Annotated in this window: 12 protein-coding genes and 1 pseudogene; 1 reads left to right on the top strand and 12 read right to left on the bottom strand. The window is 56.2% G+C overall.

Annotated features, from left to right (window positions below; genetic code table 11):
• Nucleotides 1-35: 35 nt before the first annotated feature.
• On the bottom strand, nt 36-1034 hold the full coding sequence (locus tag ACF0H7_RS27765) for an alpha-xenorhabdolysin family binary toxin subunit B (protein ID WP_397450009.1): 999 nt from the start codon (nt 1032-1034) through the stop codon (nt 36-38).
• A complete protein-coding gene (locus ACF0H7_RS27760; protein ID WP_397450008.1) occupies nt 1031-2239 on the bottom strand; it encodes an alpha-xenorhabdolysin family binary toxin subunit A in 1209 nt (402 codons plus the stop codon). Before ACF0H7_RS27760 ends, ACF0H7_RS27765 begins: the two co-directional genes overlap by 4 nt.
• A 450-nt stretch (nt 2240-2689) precedes the next feature.
• Between ACF0H7_RS27760 and ACF0H7_RS27755 the strand changes: the two genes are divergently transcribed.
• Complete coding sequence (locus ACF0H7_RS27755) at nt 2690-5101, top strand: PepSY domain-containing protein (RefSeq protein ID WP_397450007.1); 2412 nt, start codon at nt 2690-2692, stop codon at nt 5099-5101.
• Nucleotides 5102-5244: 143 nt separating this feature from the next.
• Here ACF0H7_RS27755 and ACF0H7_RS27750 read toward each other — a convergent pair whose 3' ends face one another.
• The 10 genes and pseudogenes from ACF0H7_RS27750 to ACF0H7_RS27705 all read right to left on the bottom strand — a co-directional run bounded on the left by ACF0H7_RS27750 (nt 5245) and on the right by ACF0H7_RS27705 (nt 18812).
• Nucleotides 5245-6216 (bottom strand): peptide ABC transporter ATP-binding protein, encoded by a 972-nt coding sequence (locus ACF0H7_RS27750; protein WP_397450006.1) that lies wholly within the window; start codon nt 6214-6216, stop codon nt 5245-5247.
• On the bottom strand, nt 6216-7184 hold the full coding sequence (locus tag ACF0H7_RS27745; RefSeq protein ID WP_397450005.1) for an ABC transporter ATP-binding protein: 969 nt from the start codon (nt 7182-7184) through the stop codon (nt 6216-6218). The genes ACF0H7_RS27750 and ACF0H7_RS27745 overlap by 1 nt, the downstream gene beginning before the upstream one ends.
• 10 nt (nt 7185-7194) lie before the next feature.
• The gene (locus tag ACF0H7_RS27740; protein ID WP_397450004.1) at nt 7195-8106 is read right to left on the bottom strand and encodes an ABC transporter permease subunit; all 912 of its coding nucleotides are present in this window, start codon (nt 8104-8106) and stop codon (nt 7195-7197) included.
• Between the two features lie 10 nt (nt 8107-8116).
• Nucleotides 8117-9127: an ABC transporter permease subunit gene (locus tag ACF0H7_RS27735; RefSeq protein ID WP_397450003.1), complete on the bottom strand. Its 1011-nt coding sequence runs from the start codon at nt 9125-9127 to the stop codon at nt 8117-8119.
• 75 nt (nt 9128-9202) lie between these two features.
• Nucleotides 9203-10798 carry an ABC transporter substrate-binding protein gene (locus ACF0H7_RS27730; protein WP_397450002.1) on the bottom strand — a complete coding sequence of 532 codons (1596 nt, stop codon included), beginning with the start codon at nt 10796-10798 and terminating at the stop codon, nt 9203-9205.
• Between the two features lie 75 nt (nt 10799-10873).
• A complete protein-coding gene (locus tag ACF0H7_RS27725; RefSeq protein ID WP_397450001.1) occupies nt 10874-12256 on the bottom strand; it encodes an OprD family porin in 1383 nt (460 codons plus the stop codon).
• Nucleotides 12257-12423: 167 nt separating this feature from the next.
• Nucleotides 12424-14019, bottom strand: a complete 1596-nt coding sequence (locus ACF0H7_RS27720) for an ABC transporter substrate-binding protein (RefSeq protein ID WP_397450000.1) — start codon at nt 14017-14019, stop codon at nt 12424-12426.
• 298 nt (nt 14020-14317) lie between these two features.
• Entirely contained in the window at nt 14318-15943 is a 1626-nt protein-coding gene (locus ACF0H7_RS27715) for an ABC transporter substrate-binding protein (RefSeq protein ID WP_397449999.1), read from the bottom strand.
• Between the two features lie 258 nt (nt 15944-16201).
• Nucleotides 16202-16469, bottom strand: a pseudogene (locus tag ACF0H7_RS27710) (ABC transporter substrate-binding protein); the annotation flags it as partial.
• Between the two features lie 156 nt (nt 16470-16625).
• Entirely contained in the window at nt 16626-18812 is a 2187-nt protein-coding gene (locus ACF0H7_RS27705) for an HET-C-related protein (protein ID WP_397449998.1), read from the bottom strand.
• Between the last annotated feature and the right edge of the window lie 34 nt (nt 18813-18846).

Raw genomic sequence — 18846 nt, 5'->3', positions numbered from 1 at the left:
CGGATTGCCACGGCGTCGGAATGACCATTAAAAACTCAGCCGACAACTTTCAGATGATTGGCCAGCTCGCTGGCATCGATCACAAACTGGGAGACAGCCTCTTGGTCTTCGGCGTCAACAGAGCGATGGACGCTGAGGAACGAAAGGTTCGTTTCGATTATTTTTTCAAATTCGCTGATGTACAGATTTCGGTGATCATCAAAATCATGTGAGGCGGTAATCAGATTGCTTTTCATATCAACCAGACGCAACTCTGCGGTTTTGTCATGCGCCTTGGCCAGCAGGTCATCCATCTGTTTGCGAACAGTGTTGCGCGCGTCCATCAATCCAAAATAGTTGACCAGTTGTTCTAGCTTTTCCATGAGCTGTTGAGCCAGTTCGATGGCTGTTTCTACCACCGCCACTTCGGGGCCGGCCATTCCCAGTTTCGCCATCTCCTGAGCATTGAGCAGGGTCTCCTTACCCACCTCGGCAAAACCTTTTGCTTCAATCAGCGCCATTGCCTGTGTCAGAATTTTACGTTTCTCTGCCAAGTCGTCCATCCGGCTGTCTATTTCCAGCATTTCGGTGGGCAATCGGACCTTATCGGCGGCCAGTTGGTTCAGGTATTGGCTGGTGGCTATACGATCCACCGCTGCGGTCATCGGTGCGTGCAGTTTCTTGAGTGTGTTGTGTTCTTTGTTCACGACGTTAGAGACTTTGAGAATTTGCGCGGCAATATCCTCTAGGATTTCTTGCCTGTCCGAGTCTGGTGCACTGCTCAGTTCGGCCTGATAGGCCCTGAGTGTTTTTGTATTAATCGCCAGCTTGATGCCGATTGATTGCACAACTTCCCGAAGTTTGAAACTGGTCGCGCGTATAGCGTTGTCGACATCAGTCACGCGTGAGTGCAGGGTCGGCAGATACTCTGTTTGACTAAACAGCCTTTTGACTTCAATACCTGCGGTGCCTGCGCCGCGGCTGGCGTCGTGAAGTGCTTTGGCGTCCAGCTCTGGGTAATCAACAACCGAGGGAAATTGAGTGACATTATTCATTTTTGATCTCCATATTCTGCTCTGAATTCGCTATCTGCTTGAGCAAACACGTGCAGCAGCGCGTAAGCGTTTTTTTCAATGTTTTGCCATGGATTCACCACAGCCTCGAATTGAATCTTGAACCTGCGCAGGGTCAGGCCATCGTGAATGGCATCTACCTCACCGCTGGACGTCGCGATGAAATTACTCAGGCTGCCCCACATGTAGATGAGGTTTTTGGTGGCAATGTCGGCATCAAGGACCACCAGATCGAGGTCCTGAAAGTCCATCCGTACTCGGCTCAGAGAGGCCAGAATCCGGTTTTTTTTCTCCATGAGTGCGATATCAACTTCTTGTTGTTTACGCAACTTGTCACGTTCCTTGCGGATTTTTTCAGCCTGCACGCTCAAGTAAATGATCATGATCAAACCGCTAGTGATGCTTCCAACCGCCTCCTTTACCAGCTGTTTGTATTCTTTGTTTTTTTCGTCGATATCCTTGTCCCGTGTATCGATTTTTTCCTGCAATGCCTTGATTTCGGCGCCCAGGGAGTTGTTATCGATGGTGGCAAGTTTTAGCTTGATGGCGGGGCCGATTTTGGTCTCAAGCAGAAAGCCGAACGCATCGAGCCGAAACTTGATGGTATTCACGTCGGCTTCTTGTTGTTTGACATGCTTCAGGATCTGGTCCAGAAAATAACCGATGTCCTTTCGATTTGTTTCATCCTGTTTTGAAAACTCTATACCGGGAAACTCGTCTCCCAGTTCCCTCTCTACCCTGCGCAGATCTTCCAGCGTGGTGATATTGTATTTTTCGACGATCCCCAGGGCTTTGATATCATCAAATACCTCAGTTATGCCTTTGCCATATATTTGTATTTTTTGGGCGAACATGACGAGTTTGTCGCCTACGCTCAACAAGTCCGTGCGCAACGGACTCCACAGCCTGGCGTGGCCATTAATCAGTGTAAAGGTGCTTTGAAAATCAGTCGCCTCCAGCCCCTTGCCCGCGCCATTTTCGTAGCCCAGGTAAGCAATGACATCGGCTAATGCTGTCGGCAGCGCAAGACCGGCAAGTTCATACCGTTTGATATGTTTTATTTGTTCTTTGGTTAAAACAAGGCCTGTGGCCCGGGTGTCGTCATCCGAGTCTGCGACGGAGGCAGCCAGCAACTGCTCCGGAGCCCGTGCAGCCCCTTCGGCAAGGCTGAAAATTTGTTGGGTCATGATTATTAATCCTTTAATAATTCTGAGGGTGGTTCTCGGAAAATGTATGCAGTGTTTGTCATGTGCGATTAAACAATCCACTGCATGGAGAAAATAGTAAATTGCAGGGTTAGGGTCGTCAAAGGGGAATAGTGGTCTGTTGTTGTAGGATATTTCTAGCGCGAATTACCAAGTTTCGCCGAGGGTCAGTGATTGCGGGGGTTGGTCAGTCTAATGAAATATCAGGATATGTAATCCTGTCGTAAGATGTGCAGGTCTCTCTTCCAAAGAAGAGTCGCTAGTTTTAACTCAAGCACATTGCAACATTTAATCGTATTGAGTGACGTCATGCCCATCGCTCGGTTCTCCGGCTCACTCATGTAAATACATCGCTGGGTGGATCGGCAGCGGGTCACCGTCATTGTGAATCGACAAATAAGAATCAGACACAGATGAGAATTTATTCTGTTTATGCGGCATAATGCGCTGCAGCGGATTATTGAGGTCGTCAAGGTGTTCAAGAAAGTCCTGTTTCAGGTGCATTGGTTCTTCGGGATCAGTGCGGGTCTGGTCCTGGCGCTGATGGGCGTGACTGGAGCGATGACATCGTTTCAGGACGAACTGCTGGAACTGTTCAACCCTGAGGTGGTTCGGGTCGAGCCACGCGCTACCGGGATTTTGCCGCCCATTGAGTTGGCACACAGGCTGGAAGCGAATAGCGGCAAGACCGTTTCCATGCTGTGGGCCGACACCCAAGGCGACAGAGCCGCACGGGTGCTGTTCACGCCCAAACCCGGCGAACGCCGTGGCGAGTTGGTGTATTTCGATCCTTATACCGCGCAGTTGCAGGGCGATGTCAGCGGACAGGATTTCTTTGCGCTGAACCTGCAACTGCACCGTTATCTGGTCATGGGTGATGTCGGCAAGCAAATCACCAGCGCCTGTACCCTGATCCTGTTGTTCTTCTGCCTGTCGGGTCTTTATCTGCGCTGGCCTCGTCAGGCGTTGAACTGGCGTGCCTGGTTGACGCTGGATTGGGCGAAGAAAGGCCGAGCCTTCAAGTGGGACCTGCACTCGGTGTTCGGTACCTGGTGCCTGGTGGTTTATCTGGTATCGGCGCTGACCGGGTTGATGTGGTCCTACGATTGGTACAGCAACGGCATGACCAAGCTGCTCGGCGATTCGCCCTCGGGTGAGTTGCGCAAAGGCCCGCGTCCCGGCGCAAAAGGCATGGCGCCTGAGGGGCCACCGCCGACCGTGGATTATGGGGCGGTGTGGGACAGCATCCAGCGTGTCGCCGGGCCCGAGCTGGCCAGCTGGAACCTGCGTCTACCGGCGGTGGCGGGGCAGCCCGCGATGGTTTTTTATCTGTTGCGCAATGCCGAGCATCCACGCGCACTGAATCAGATCAGCCTCGATCCTGCCACCGGCAAGGTCAGTGCCCAGTCGCGTTATGCCGACAAGAGCCTCGGCGCCAAACTGCTGATCAGTAACTATGCGCTGCATGTGGGCAGTTATTTCGGTATCGCCGGGCGCTTGGTGATGACGTCTGCGGCGCTGATGATGCCATTGTTCTTTATCACCGGCTGGTTGCTGTACCTGGACCGTCGTCGCAAGAAGCGCCAGATCAAAGCGGCGCGGGTGGGTGTGTCGGACCTTGTCGACAGTGGTACTCCGTCGTGGTTGATTGGTTTTGCCAGTCAAAGCGGCTTCGCTGAACAACTGGCGTGGCAGACTGCCGGTCAATTGCAGGCAGCCGGCTTGCCGGTGCGGGTGCAGCGACTGGCCGACGTCACCGAACAGGATCTGCATCGAAGCCAGAATGCGTTGTTTGTGGTCAGCACCTTTGGTGATGGCGAGGCGCCGGACAGTGCGCGCGGTTTCGAGCGCAGCGTGCTGGGTCGACCGCTGTCCCTGAGTGGGCTGAATTATGCGGTGTTGGCGCTGGGTGATCGGCAGTATCAGCACTTCTGCGGTTTCGCCAAACGTCTGCATGACTGGCTCGCCGAACGCGGCGGCAGCACGCTGTTCGCACCGATTGAGGTCGACAGCGGAGATCAAACGGCGCTGCAGAATTGGCAGCGGCAACTGAGTCAGGTCACGGGTAACGAGTCGTTTGAAGCATTCCAGGCGCCGGAGTTTGTTGGCTGGACGCTGAGCCAGCGCGAGTGGCTGAACCCCGGCAGCAGCGGTTCAAAGGTCTATCTGCTGGGGCTGACCCCGCCTGAAGCGCAGAACTGGAGCGCGGGGGATCTGGTGGAAGTGCTGGCACCCGGCAGCGACACTCCACGGGAATACTCCATTGCCTCGATTCCGGCCGATGGCAGCCTGCAACTGATTGTGCGTCAGGAAGTACATGACGATGGTGGCGTAGGCCTGTGTTCGGGCTGGCTGACTGAGCAGGCGGTGCTGGGCGGGACGATTGGCATGCGGCTGCGGCGCAACAGCGGTTTCCACCTGCCCCATGAACCGGTACCGATGATTCTGCTGGGCAACGGCACAGGGCTGGCCGGGTTGCGCAGTCTGCTCAAGGCACGAATCGCCCGAGGGCAGCAGCGCAACTGGTTGCTGTTTGGTGAGCGCAACAGTGCTCACGACTTCCACTGCCGAGAAGAGCTGCAAGGTTGGTTGGCTGCGGGGGAATTGAAGCGGCTGGACCTGGCGTTTTCTCGTGATCAGGTTGAGAAGGTTTATGTGCAGGACCTGTTGCGTGAATCGGTTGATGAGTTGAAGGCATGGCTCAATCAAGGTGCGGCGATTTATATCTGCGGCAGCTTGCAAGGCATGGCAGCGGGGGTGGATGAGGTGTTGAGCGAGGTGCTGGGCGCTGAAGAAGTCGAGCACTTGATCGAGCAGGGGCGTTATCGGCGGGATGTGTATTGATTGAATACATTTCCCCTGTAGGAGCGAACTTGTTCGCGAGGCGTCCTACCTGACATACCGCGTCAAACAGCTCGCTAACAAGTTAGCTCCTACAGAGGTGTTGTATGCAGGACAGGCGGTGTGTCAGACACACCGCCTGTCCATTACTCGATGAACTGCTCGGCGTGGTGGCAGGCAACCTGGCGGTTGTCCAGTACACGCAGTGCAGGCTCTTCGGTGGTGCAGCGCTCGGTCGCATATGGGCAGCGCTTGTGGAAGGCGCAGCCGCTTGGCGGGTTGAGCGGGTTGGGCAGTTCGCCGACGATCTTGATCTTCGGCTTGGTTGGATCCGGGTGGATAGTCGGGGTCGCCGACAGCAGCGCACGGGTGTACGGGTGCAGAGGGCGGTTGTAGATTTCTTCCTTTGGCCCCATTTCCGCCGGACGACCCAGGTACATCACCAACACCGTGTCAGCGACGTGACGCACCACCGACAGGTTGTGCGAGATGAACACGTACGCGGTGTTGAACTCTTGCTGCAGGTCCATGAACAGGTTCAGCACCTGCGCCTGAATCGACACGTCCAGCGCCGAGGTCGGTTCGTCCGCCACCAGCACTTTCGGTTGCAGCATCATGGCGCGTGCCAGGGCGATACGCTGACGCTGACCACCGGAGAACATGTGCGGGTAGCGCTGATAGTGCTCAGGACGCAGACCGACCTGTTGCATCATCGCCTGCACTTTCTCACGGCGCTCGGCACGCGACAGGTTGGTGTTGATCAGCAGGGGTTCGCCCAGTTGATCACCGATTTTCTGCCGTGGGTTGAGCGAGGCGTACGGGCTTTGAAACACCATCTGCACGTCGCGACGCAATTGCTTGAGCTCGGACTTGCTGGCACCGGTGACTTCCTGGCCAGCGATTTTCAGCGAGCCTGAGGACGGTTCTTCGATCAGGGTCAGGGCGCGGGCCAGGGTGGACTTGCCACAACCCGACTCACCCACCACTGCCAGGGTCTTGCCGGCTTCCAGTTCGAAAGACACACCGTTGAGGGCGCGAACCAGCGCGTGGCCCTTGAACATGCCGCGGGATACTTCGTAGTGACGGGTAAGGTCGCGGGCGGTAAGTACGACGCTCATTACGCCACCTCCTGATTCAAGGGGTAGAAACAGCGCACAAGGCTGTGGGCTTTAGGGTCCAGGGTCGGACGCTGTTGCCGGCATTTGTCTTGTACGTACGGGCAGCGCGGTGACAGCAGGCAACCTTGCGGACGGTCATAGCGACCGGGAACGATGCCCGGCAGCGTGGCCAGACGCGCAGCGCCCATGCTGTGTTCCGGAATCGCCGCCAGCAGTGCTTCGCTGTACGGGTGTGCAGGAACGTCGAACAACCCCGGAACCTGACCGACTTCAACCGCCTGACCGGCGTACATGACGCACACGCGCTGGGCGGTTTCGGCAACGACCGCGAGGTCGTGGGTGATCAGGATCAGTGCCATGTCCTGCTCTTTCTGCAGGGCCAGCAACAGCTCCATGATCTGTGCCTGGATGGTCACGTCCAGTGCGGTGGTCGGTTCATCGGCGATCAGCAGCTTCGGCTCGCCGGCAATCGCCATAGCGATCGCGACACGCTGGCTCATGCCGCCCGACAGTTGGTGCGGGTAGGCATTCAGACGCGATTCGGCGCCTGGGATTTCTACCTTTTTCAGCAGTTCCAGCGCACGTTGGCGAGCCGCTTTACCGGACATGCCGAGGTGCTGACGCAGGACTTCTTCGATCTGAAAACCGACGGTGTAGCTCGGGTTCAGCGCGGTCATCGGGTCCTGAAACACCATGGACATGTCTTTGCCGATGATTTTGCGGCGTTGGCGCGCGTTGAGCTTGAGCAGTTCTTTGCCGTCGAAGTTCAGCGAGTCGGCGGTGATGATGCCGGGGGCGTCGATCAAACCCATCAGCGCCATCATGGTCACCGATTTACCGGAACCCGATTCGCCAACGATGGCCAGGACTTCGCCTCTTTCCACGCTGAGGGACAGACCGTCGACAACCGGCACGGCCTTGGCATCGCCGAAGCGGACGTTGAGATTCTTGATATCTAAAAGTGCCATGCGAATCTCCTCAGGCGGCGTTCTTGAGTTTCGGGTCCAGCGCATCGCGCAGACCGTCGCCCATCAAGTTGATTGCCAGCACGCTGAGCAAAATGGTCAGGCCCGGCAGGCTCACGACCCACCAGGCACGTTCGATGTAGTCACGGGCCGAGGCCAGCATGGTGCCCCACTCAGGCGTAGGCGGCTGTACACCCAGACCGAGGAAGCCCAATGCCGCAGCATCGAGAATCGCCGAGGAGAAACTCAGAGTCGCTTGTACGATCAACGGTGCCATGCAGTTCGGCAGCACGGTGATGAACATCAGGCGCGGCAAGGTAGCGCCGGCCAGACGGGCAGCGGTGACGTAGTCGCGGTTCAGTTCGACCATCACCGCAGCACGGGTCAGACGCACGTAGGACGGCAGCGAGACGATGGCGATAGCGATAATGGTGTTGATCAGGCCAGGGCCAAGGATCGCGACGATAGCCACTGCCAGCAGCAGCGATGGCAGGGCCAGCATGATGTCCATCAGACGCATGATGGTCGGACCCAGAACGCGCGGGAAAAACCCGGCGAGCAGGCCCATCAGGATCCCTGGAATCAACGACATGACCACCGAGGACAAGCCGATCAGCAGCGACAGGCGTGAGCCATTGATCAGGCGCGATAACAGGTCGCGCCCCAGTTCATCGGTACCGAGCAGGAACTGGATCTGACCACCTTCCAGCCAGGACGGCGGCGTCAACAGGAAGTCGCGGTATTGCTCGCTCGGGTCATGGGGGGAAACCCACGGGGCGAAGATCGCGCAGAAAATCACCAGCAGCATGAATGCCAGGCCGGCGACGGCGCCTTTGTTCTTGGCGAATGCTTGCCAGAACTCTTTATATACGGACGGATACAGCAGGCTTTGATCGACTGCTGCCGAAGGAGTAGGTGTGCTCATTAGGATGATCTCAGCGCTGGTGACGAATGCGTGGGTTGGCAAAACCGTAGAGGATGTCCACTACGAAGTTGACCAGAATCACCAGGCAGGCGATTAACAGGATGCCGTTCTGCACCACAGGGTAGTCCCGGGCGCCGATGGCTTCGATCAGCCACTTGCCGATACCCGGCCAGGAGAAGATCGTTTCGGTCAGAACTGCACCGGCCAGCAATGTGCCGACTTGCAGACCGAACACAGTCAGTACCGGGATCAGGGCGTTGCGCAGGCCGTGGACGAATACCACGCGAGCGGGCGACAGGCCTTTGGCCCGTGCGGTACGCACGTAGTCTTCACGCAGCACTTCGAGCATCGAGGAGCGGGTCATCCGGGCGATCACCGCCAGCGGGATGGTGCCCAGCACGATGGCCGGCAGAATCAGGTGGTGCAGGGCGTCGAGGAACGAACCCGCTTCATCGCTGAGCAGGGTGTCGATCAGCATGAAGCCGGTCTTGGGCGGAATGTCGTACAGCAAGTCGATACGTCCGGAGACGGGTGTCCAGCCGAGCGATACCGAGAAGAACATGATCAGAATCAGGCCCCACCAGAAGATCGGCATCGAATACCCCGCGAGGGAGATGCCCATCACCCCATGGTCGAACAGGGATCCTCGCTTGAGTGCCGCGATCACCCCGGCCAACAGGCCCAGGATGCCAGCGAAGATCAGAGCCGCCGTTGCCAGTTCCAGAGTGGCTGGAAACAGTGACGTGAACTCGGTCCAGACGCTTTCACGCGTACGTAACGATTCGCCGAGATCGCCATGGGCGAGCTTGCCGACGTAGTCGAGGTATTGCGCGTAAAGGGGTTTGTTCAGACCAAGGCGTTCCATGGCTTGGGCATGCATTTCCGGGTCGACCCGGCGCTCCCCCATCATCACTTCCACGGGGTCGCCCGGAATCAAACGAATCAGGGCGAAGGTCAGCAGGGTGATGCCGAAGAAGGTGGGTATCAATAACCCCACGCGGCGGGCAATAAAACTAAACATCTTCTCGTGTACCTCATCAGCCGGTTAGGCGTGCACCGGCGTCACTCGGGTTACGAGGGACGCCGGTATTTTTCTCTACTTCACCTGTGTGGTGGCGAAGTTATTAGTGGTCAGCGGGCTGATGTGATAGCCCTCGACATTGCTACGCATGGCAGTGAACAGCTTGGGGTGAGCCAGGCTGATCCACGGGTGCTCTTGGTGGAACACTTGCTGGGCTTGCTCGTAGAGTGCGGCACGTTTGGCCGGATCAGTCTCCTTGCGCGCCTCGGAAATCGCATCTTCAAATGGCTTGTTACACCAGCGGGCGTAATTCTCACCATTTTTAGCGGCATCGCAACTTAGATTTGGCGTAAGGAAGTTATCGGGGTCACCGTTATCACCTGCCCAACCTGCAAATACCATGTCATGTTCGCCGCTCTTGGCGCGTTTCAACATCTCGCCCCATTCCAGAACGCGGATATCGACCTTGATCCCCACTTTGGCCAAATCAGACTGCAACATCTGTGCCCCGACCAGTGGGTTCGGGTTGGTCACCGCGCCGCCGTTACGGCTGAACAGGGTAAACACCGTACCTTCAGGAACACCGGCTTCCTTGAGCAAGGCACGCGCCTTGTTCGGGTCGTGGGGTTCGTTCTGAATATCCTTGGCGAAGCCTAGCAGCGTTGGCGGATACGGGTTGATGCCTTCAGTTGCCTTGCCTTCGCCAAACAATGCCTTGAGGTAGGACTTTTTATCGAACGCCAGATTGATCGCTTCACGTACGCGCGGGTCGCTCAAGTACTTGTGCGAGGTGTTGATCGCGACGTAGCTGGTCATCATCGCTTCCATCTCGGTAATCTTGAGCTTGGGGTCGGCTTTGATGGCGGCGATGTCGTCCGGTTTCGGGTAAAGCGCGATCTGGCACTCGTTGGCTTTTAACTTCTGCAGACGCGTATTGTTATCGAGCGTGATGGCAAAAATCAGCGCCTCGCTCGGCGGTTTTCCCTTCCAGTAATCAGGGTTGGCTTTATAGCGGACTTGGGCGTCTTTGGCATAGCGGTCGAAGATGAACGGCCCCGTACCGATAGGTTTGCTGTTCAATTCGGCGGTTTTGCCCTCTTTGAGCAGTTTGTCGCCATATTCCGCGGAGTAGATCGAAGTAAAGGCCATTGCCAGGTCGCTCAGGAACGGCGACTCCGGCCGCGAGAGAGTGAACTTGACGGTGTAGTCGTCGAGTTTTTCCACGCCTTTAAGCAGGTCTTTGAAGCCCATGTCTTCGAAGTAAGGGAAGCCGATCAGCGATTTGTCGTGCCAAGGGTGCTTCGGGTCCAGCTGACGCTGGAAGCTCCACAGCACGTCGTCGGCGTTCATCGCGCGGGTCGGTTTGAAATAGTCGGTGGTCTGGAACTTCACGCCGTGGCGCAAATGGAAGGTGTAGGTCAGGCCGTCTGGACTGATGTCCCAGCTTTCCGCCAGGCTTGGCGCCAGGTCGGTAGTGCCGGGGGTGAATTCAATCAGGCGGTTGAAGATCGTTTCCGACGAGGCGTCGGCGGTCACGGCGGTGGTGTATTGCACGATGTCGAAGCCTTCAGGGCTCGCCTCGGTGCACACCACCAACGGTTTGGCGGAAACGCTGACGGCAACGCTGAACAAGGCCAACGCAATCGAATTACGTAGAGAAAGCAACTTCATATAAACCCTCCGCGGACACGTGAATAGTAGTGGTCTGTGCGACCCGGATTGGCCGCACAGACGTTATTGCCGGTATCAGAAGAACTTGAACGGAATCGTAGTCACGATGCGCAACTCACGCAGGCTGCCGTCAATCTGGTTGGTGGAAGCGCGGTGGGTGGTGTAGGTCGCTTTCATGCTGCTCGCTTTCAGCGGGCCGCTTTGCAGGGTGTAACTGGTGCCGAAGCCGTATTCCTGATGCTTCTCACCGTCCATAGTCAGCACGCTGTCATACGCGCCACCCTTGTAGTGGGTACCGTCGATGCCGAAGCCGCGCGCGGAGTAGAGGCTGAATTTCAGGCCTGGTACGCCGTACTCGGCCATGTTCAGGGCGTAAGCGATCTGGATCGACTTCTCGTTCGGGCCGTTGAAGTCCGAGAGCAAGGAGTTGGACAGGAAAATCGCGTTGGTTTCGTGGACGTAGTCGAAGTACTCGTCACCGTCGACTTTCTGGTACGCCAGGGTCAGGCTGTGAGCCTGGTGACTCAGGGTGAATGCCAGGCTGTAAGTATCGTTGTCGATACCACCGAGCTTGCTCTGACCTGTGTCTTTGGTTTTGTAGTAGTTGAAGTCGGTGTTCAACGCCAGGACCGAGCTATCACCCAAGTCGTGGGCGACGCGGAAGTAGTACTGATTCCAGAAGTCTTCAACCTTCGAAGCGTAGGCAGAAATGGTCAGCGCTTTGGACGGTGTCCAGTCGGCGCCAGCCATGCTGACGCGGTCAGAAGTTTCGTGGCGAGTGTCGCTGTACTCGGAAACGAACTTGGTCAGGCTTTGCTCGGTACGCGGCGAAACGCGATCGAAGGTGCCGGCCTGCAGCGACAGGTTGTCGAACTCATCACTCTTCAGGCCGAAACCCTGGAAGCTCGAAGGCAATGCACGGTTACCAATGTAGGCGATAACCGGAGTGTTCACGGATTGACGGCCAGCAGTCAAAACGGTGTTCGAAACACGTGCCTTGATATTCCCCAGACCCATTTTGCTCCACTGATCTACGGCGTCGCCGTCGCTGTCAGTGAGGGTGCGGTTGCCGCCGCCAGCGATAGCGCCATGGCCACGTTCCAGTGCAACTTCATTGTACAGCGCTGCTTCTGCCGCAAAACCGATGATGCCTTGGGTGTAACCCGAGGTGTAATCGACGATGGTGCCTTGGGTCCAGGTATCACGACGTGGAGTCGGTTCCTTTGTTCCGTCCTTTTGGTAGCTGAAAAGGTCCTGACGAGTGCTTTCTTCCTTGGCGAAGAAGTTCTTGGTGGATCCCCCCAGGGTCGACCCTTCAACGAGGCCTGTGGCTGCGCTTTGGGCGTTGGTAGTGCTCAAGCTTGTCGGGGTGAAATCCTGACTGACGCTTTCCGCGTGAGCCATGGCTGCTGCCGTGGAAATCGACAAGGCGAGTAATGCGGTACTAGCTTTTTTCACGTTTTGAAGCTCCCATACTGCTTTTTTTAAAGGCCAGACTCATGGTTGGTCTGGCTTGGTGGTGCTCTTGTTTTCCGCTCCGACGGGATGCCGTGTTGTACGCAAACATCAAATCGTCGGAACAGCTTTGCCGGGAAGCGAGGTGCTCCCCCCGGCGTTAAACGGGGTTATTCGGCGATACTGACGCCGGAAAAGCTGTTGCGCCCGAGTGGGCTGACCTGAAAGCCTTTGACGTCAGCGCGAAGTGGCTGATTGACCGTCGAGTGGGCAATCGGGGTGATCGGTACTTGTTGTTTGAGGTAGTGCTGCGCCTGTTTGTACAAATCGATGCGCTGTTCGCGATCCGAGGTGGCCACGGCGGCCTTGACCAAAGCGTCGTATTTCTCGTCGCACCACATGGAGTAATTGTTGCCGCCAATCGAGGCGCAGCTGTACAGCGTGCCGAGCCAGTTGTCCGGGTCACCGTTGTCACCGGTCCAGCCGATCAGCGAGATATCGTGTTCGCCGTTCTTGCTGCGCTTGAGGTATTCGCCCCACTCGTAGCTGACGATCCGCACCTTGATGCCGACCTTGGCCCAATCCGACTGCAGCATCTCGGCCATCAGCTTGGCGTTGGGGTTATACGGACGCTGGACCGGCATCGCCCACAGGGTCAGCTCGGTGCCTTCTTTGACGCCCGCGGCGCGCAGCAGCTCTTTGGCTTTTTCCGGGTTGTAAGGGGCGTCCTTGACGGTGTCGTCATAGCCCCACTGGGTCGGCGGCATGGCGTTCTGGGCCAATTGGCCGGCGCCCTGGTACACCGCTTTGATGATGGCCTGTTTGTTCACGGCCATGTCCAGCGCCTGGCGGACTTGCAGGTTGCCCAGCGGTGCATGACGAACGTTATAGGAGATGTAGCCCAGGTTATAACCGGGCTGTTCGATCACTTGCAGCTTGGGGTCTTTCTTCAAGGCCTCGATATCGGCCGGCCGCGGATTGAGCGTGACCTGACATTCGTTCTTCTTGAGTTTTTGTATGCGTGCCGAGGCGTCGGTATTAATCGCGAAAATCAGCTGATCCAGCTTGACCTTACTTGGGTCCCAATAGTCTTTGTTGCCCTTGAAACGAATCTGCGCGTCTTTCTGATAACGCTGGAAGATGAACGGGCCGGTGCCGATAGGCTGCATGTTGATATCGCGCATTTTGCCGGCGGCCAGTAACTGATCGGCGTATTCGGCCGACAAAACGGAAGCGAAGTTCATGGCCACGTTTTGGACAAATGCTGCATCAACTTTGTTAAGGGTGAAGACCACGGTCATCGCATCGGTTTTCTCGATCGACTTGATGTTTTTGTCCAGGCCCATGCTGCTGAAATAGGGGAACTCGGTCGGGTAAGCGACGCGGAACGGGTGATCCGGTTTGAGCATGCGATTGAACGTGAACAACACGTCGTCGGCATTGAAATCGCGGGTCGGGGTGAAGGCTTTGTTGCTATGGAATTTGACCCCGGGGCGCAGATGGAAGGTGTAGACCAGGCCATCTTCGGAGATATCCCAGCGGGTCGCCAGGGCAGGAACCACTGCGGTTCCGCCGGATTCGAATTCGGTAAGACGGTTATAGATCGGCTCGGAAGCGTCGTTATCGGTGCCTGAGGTGTACTGGGCAATGTCAAAACCCGCGGGGCTGCCTTCCGAGCAGAACACCAGGTTATTGGCATGAGCCGCAGACGCACCGGCCAACAGGCCGATACTCAGCATTGAGGTGATGACGAACGTCTTCTGCATGATCCATTTCCTTCAAGCGTGATTTTTGAGCAAACGATTGCGCAGAGCGCAGAAACCCCTGATCCAGACGTTTTCTCGGTTGCTCATTTATTTTGCGAATAGCAATACCGCAACGTCTCGAAGGTATGACCCTCGAGACGCACAGTAAATAGGTCGGGATGCTTCAGAGTTTGTAGGAAACGTCTACGCGTAACGTAGGCAGTTGCATAACAAGCAACTGCCGAGTGACGCTGAGAGGTTCTTTTGGACTCGGAATTAATGCAACTACGCTGACTATGCCAGCGCAGTTACACCGTCCTTACTTGCTGACGCTCACGCCGTAGAAAGAGTTCAAACCAAACGGGCTGATTTTGAAATCTTGCACGGTGGTACGCATAGGTTGATAGACGGTAGAGTGCGCGATTGGAGTAATCGGCACGGCGTCTTTGAGAAGGTGTTGCGCCTGTTTGTACAGTTCGATGCGCTTGGCTTGATCAGGTGTAGCTTTGGCCTGTTTGATGATGTCGTCGTACGGCTTGTCGCACCACTTCGAGAAGTTATTGCCGTTCATCGCATCGCAACCGAACAGGGTGCCCAACCAGTTGTCCGGGTCACCGTTGTCGCCGCTCCAGCCAATCAGCATCGCGCCGTTTTCACCCGCTTTGGCGCGCTTGATGTACTCGCCCCACTCGTAGGAAACGATCTTGGCGTTGATACCGATTTTCTTCCAGTCAGCCTGAAGCATCTCAGCCATCAACTTGGCGTTCGGGTTGTAAGGACGCTGAACCGGCATCGCCCACAGGGTGATTTCGGTGCCTTCCTTGATCCCGGCTTCCTTGAGCAGCGCTTTGGCTTTCTCAGGGTTGTAGCCTGCATCCTTGATGGTGGTGTCATACGACCATTGGGTCGGCGGCATGGCGTTGACGGCCAATTGGCCTGCGCCCTGGTAAACCGAGTCGATGATCTGCTGCTTGTTGACAGCCATGTCCAGTGCTTGACGCACTTTCAGCTGAGCCATCGGGTTCGGCTTGTCGTCGCCCTTGATTTGCGGCATGACGTTGTAAGCGATGTAGCCGAGGTTAAAGCCAGCCTGGTCAGGCATCTTCAGGTCTTTGTCGGCTTTGAGCACGGCAAGGTCTGCTGGACGCGGGTACAGGGTGATCTGGCATTCACCTTTCTTCAGCTTCTGCATACGCACCGACGGGTCGGTGGTGATAGCGAAGATCAGGTTGTCGACTTTGACGTCTTCAGGCTTCCAGTAATCCTTGTTGCCGGTGTAGCGGATGTTGGAGTCTTTCTGGTAGCTCTTGAATACAAACGGCCCCGTGCCGATTGGCTTCTGGTTGATGTCCTGAGCTTTGCCTTCGGCGAGCAATTTCGCAGCGTATTCAGCGGACTCAATCGAAGCGAAGCTCATCGCCAAGTCCTGGATGAACGCGGCGTCGACCGTTTTCAAGGTGAACTTGACGGTGTGGTCGTCGACTTTCTCAACCTTGGTGATGTTCTCGTCCATACCCATGTCGGTGAAGTACGGGAACTCGGTTGGGTAGGCTTTGCGGAACGGATCGTCTTTGTTCAGCATGCGATTGAACGTGAACAGCACGTCATCGGCATTGAAGGTGCGCGTCGGCTTGAAGTAGTCGGTGGTGTGGAACTTCACACCGTCACGCAGGTGGAATACGTAGGTCAGGCCGTCCGGGGAAATGTCCCAGGTGGTTGCCAGGCCTGGAACCACGGCGGTGCCGCCGCGCTCGAACTGGGTGAGACGGTTGAACATGGTCTCGGCCGCAGCGTCAAAGTCGGTTCCGGTTGTGTACTGGCCTGGATCGAAACCAGCCGGGCTGCCTTCGGAGCAAAACACCAGCGAAGACGCTGCTTGGGCGAACGGCGCACAGGCGATCAAACCTGCACTGAGTAAAAACGGAATGACCGCTTGTTTGAGCATGGTGGCCTCAGTTGTTGTCATTTTTTAGTAGAGGAGGAGGACCTTGTGGGTCGACCCCGCGGATACTTATGCAGGCGCCATACCCAAAGCAAGATGCTGGCGCCAACGAAGTGTCAAACAGTGGTACGAACGTACAAGAATGTCGCATAAGTGTAATTTCTGACGCATTTGACCGTTTGCGCGTCGCATTTTGAAACATATTACGCACCAGCGTCGCGCAGCCGAGCGTGTGGAATGCACCCGGTTAGAGCAAGAGTGTTACTGCTTGTTGGCGTCAAGGCTGACTCCATAGAGCGGAGTAAGACCAAACGGGCTGTTTAATCCGCACTTCCTTGCGTGCTGGCTGGAAGACCCTGGAGTTGGCAATCGGGGAGATCGGCACCTGCTCCTTAAGGATGCGCTGGGCCTGCTGGTAAAGCGTGATCCGTGTTTCCCGGTCGCTGGGCACCTTGGCTTGCTGGACTAACTTATCGTAGTCGGGATCGCACTATTTGGCGAAGTTGCTGCGGGTCACCGCCGCGCAGCTGCAGGGCAGCAGTGAGGCGCAGCGGTTTGAAGGCTGTGGTGTTGCCATAGGTCCCTCGACGGTGTGTGGTACACGCGCTGTCTTGATGCACGACAAACGATAGACCACACAGCACGGCGCACTGGCTGTTATTTCCCTATAAGAACGTAGAGTCGTTCAACTGTGAAAGTCTGAAATTTCTTCAGCGTCGGAAAGGAGATTTTGACTTAAGAAATGCTCGTTTTTTTCGTAGAAGTTAACGTAGTCACGAACGCTATTTTCAAACAGATCGATGGGTATCTCGATACCTTCAAGTTCTCTTTTCCCGGCCTCCAACTCGGTGAGATGTAACGTACTCATCCCGATGGCTCGGCTGATGCCCCTGGCTACCTGCTGCGGATCGTCCTGCGCCCACTGTCTGACAATCTCGTCCTGCCACGTACTGTCCTGGGGATGGACCAGCAGCGCGGTAGCAACCTCCACCGGGTTTTCGCTCAACGGATATCGACCTTGAGAATCTGGACGTAGAGGTCCGCTCCATGCATTTTTCATCGCCATCGCGACTTTCTTCACCGCTTCCTCCGCCAGCCTGGCGGCCAAGTCGTGGAATGGATGATCGTGGTGGTCTTTGGACAGTTGGGAGTGGGTTGGGTCGGTGGAGCCACTGGTGTTGGGATCGTCGATGAGGGTTTGCAGGACGACAACAATGCCAGCGAACCATTTTGCCAGGTGCTGAACCAGTGACCCCAAAGCGATGCTGAGGGCGCGCAAGGGTATATCAACCAGCCATTTTTGCAGTTGCAGGAAGGTGAAAACCGGGTTGTCGGCCAAATCGTCTCGCAACTGGAGGAGTGCGTTAAGAGCCTTGAGCGGTGTTGGGTCGCTCAATTCACCCAGCAAAACTACCAACATCAACTCGGTCTGCGAGCGCTCGCCGCGCCTTGTCGGGGTGAATGTCCAGTTTTTGATGGGGGCAAGCAATTGTGCGATGGGCAGCGCCAAACTGGCGATAGCATCGCTGGCGCTAAACCGACCCGTCACCAATGGCAAGTCCCACCGGCATAACGTTTTCGACGTCCATGGCCGTACGTCGTTGTAACCGAGCTTGATCAGGTTCAATTCGACGAAGTTCGAGTGGGCGTAGAAGTCCTCGAGAATGTGCAGGCCCGCGCCGAAATATCGAAAACCGTCCGCCGAAGGCCCCGCTTCCATGGCTGCACCCAGTTCTTCCTGCATGACGCCGATTGAGCGAAAGAGGTAGCGCTTCATGGCACTGGCGTATTCGACTTGCAGCCAAGGATGGCCTGGTTCTATCCAGGCTTCGAAGTCTTCATCGATTTTGCTCAGATCCTTCGGCGTTGGATTCTCGGTTTTCGGGTTGTCGATGTGTTGACTGGGGCGGTAGACCCCCAGCCGTTCACGCGTGACCTTGAACGCATCAGGGTAAACGACGCGGTCTTCGCTGAATGCGCGCGCGGCCAGGATGTCGACGACTGACGTTAGTGCCTCACGGGAAAATTTCTTGAAAAACGTTTTAGGCTCGTTGGCTGCGCGGACAATCTTCGGGTCGATCAATTGCGAGTGGTCGCGCAGCCAGTTGCCAAAGTAAATGGCATTGACTTCGGACTGTCGGAGGTTCATCAGGCTCAATGCTTTCGACAGTGAGCGATGTGTGGTTCCTTTTGCCTGATTGCCTCCTGCTTCGAAGCTCTCGGTATTACCTCCGATTTTTGGCGATGTTTGTCCGCTGCCGTCTTGTGACAGTCGAATGATATTCATGGCGTCACGAAGGTTAACGCTGAAGCGGGTTTGTGTTCCGTCGCTGGCAAAAAGGCAGGCGATCTCTTGAGGGGGCTGAGGTGGCTGGTCGGCGACACTCATGAAATAAGCGAATCGAGAGCCCTCCTCGGCAGGTGCATCGGTAGCAATGCTTGGTGAACCGTCAGGGTTTTTTTCCGTTAAGTCCTGACGCAGCACGTTGTCCAGGTGGTGTCCGAACTCGTGCAGGAGAACCGCCAACAATTTCCACGAGCTGTGGTGGTCGAGGCTGCAATGTTCCAACTTTGCAGCAGAGATACGTACTGTGCGATCGCGGTTGTCATATTCGGCGTCAGCGACACCTGCTGAAAACACCAGGTATTTCGGGGGCTTCAGTGTTCCGCCCAGCAAGGCCTCATGAAGTTTATAGTAGGCACTCGGTGGGGTATCAAGCCCGAAGATCGTCGCCATTTGCATGATGAAGTGTGGTGGCGCGGTGCTTTTGGCCATTGCTGTCAGTTGGTCGAGGACGAATGTGCTTCGTAGCTCACCTGTTACCGGCAGCGCTTCGCCTGGAAACTGCTGTTGCTGATTATAGGGGTTCATCCGTGATTCCAGTGATCAAGTCATAGCGTGCAAG

The organism is Pseudomonas sp. NA-150 (assembly GCF_044336365.1).
Classification (GTDB): domain Bacteria; phylum Pseudomonadota; class Gammaproteobacteria; order Pseudomonadales; family Pseudomonadaceae; genus Aquipseudomonas.
The sequence above is the reverse complement of the archived record's forward strand: the minus strand, read 5'-3'. Positions and strand labels throughout refer to the sequence as shown.

What these genes read in the sequence shown, in the direction of transcription:
- ACF0H7_RS27765 (WP_397450009.1), bottom strand. Translation starts at nt 1,034, where the DNA reads ATGAATAATGTCACTCAATTTCCCTCGGTTGTTGATTACCCAGAGCTG.
- ACF0H7_RS27760 (WP_397450008.1), bottom strand. Translation starts at nt 2,239, where the DNA reads ATGACCCAACAAATTTTCAGCCTTGCCGAAGGGGCTGCACGGGCTCCG.
- ACF0H7_RS27755 (WP_397450007.1), top strand. Translation starts at nt 2,690, where the DNA reads ATGCGGCATAATGCGCTGCAGCGGATTATTGAGGTCGTCAAGGTGTTC.
- ACF0H7_RS27750 (WP_397450006.1), bottom strand. Translation starts at nt 6,216, where the DNA reads ATGAGCGTCGTACTTACCGCCCGCGACCTTACCCGTCACTACGAAGTA.
- ACF0H7_RS27745 (WP_397450005.1), bottom strand. Translation starts at nt 7,184, where the DNA reads ATGGCACTTTTAGATATCAAGAATCTCAACGTCCGCTTCGGCGATGCC.
- ACF0H7_RS27740 (WP_397450004.1), bottom strand. Translation starts at nt 8,106, where the DNA reads ATGAGCACACCTACTCCTTCGGCAGCAGTCGATCAAAGCCTGCTGTAT.
- ACF0H7_RS27735 (WP_397450003.1), bottom strand. Translation starts at nt 9,127, where the DNA reads ATGTTTAGTTTTATTGCCCGCCGCGTGGGGTTATTGATACCCACCTTC.
- ACF0H7_RS27730 (WP_397450002.1), bottom strand. Translation starts at nt 10,798, where the DNA reads ATGAAGTTGCTTTCTCTACGTAATTCGATTGCGTTGGCCTTGTTCAGC.
- ACF0H7_RS27720 (WP_397450000.1), bottom strand. Translation starts at nt 14,019, where the DNA reads ATGCAGAAGACGTTCGTCATCACCTCAATGCTGAGTATCGGCCTGTTG.
- ACF0H7_RS27715 (WP_397449999.1), bottom strand. Translation starts at nt 15,943, where the DNA reads ATGCTCAAACAAGCGGTCATTCCGTTTTTACTCAGTGCAGGTTTGATC.
- ACF0H7_RS27705 (WP_397449998.1), bottom strand. Translation starts at nt 18,812, where the DNA reads ATGAACCCCTATAATCAGCAACAGCAGTTTCCAGGCGAAGCGCTGCCG.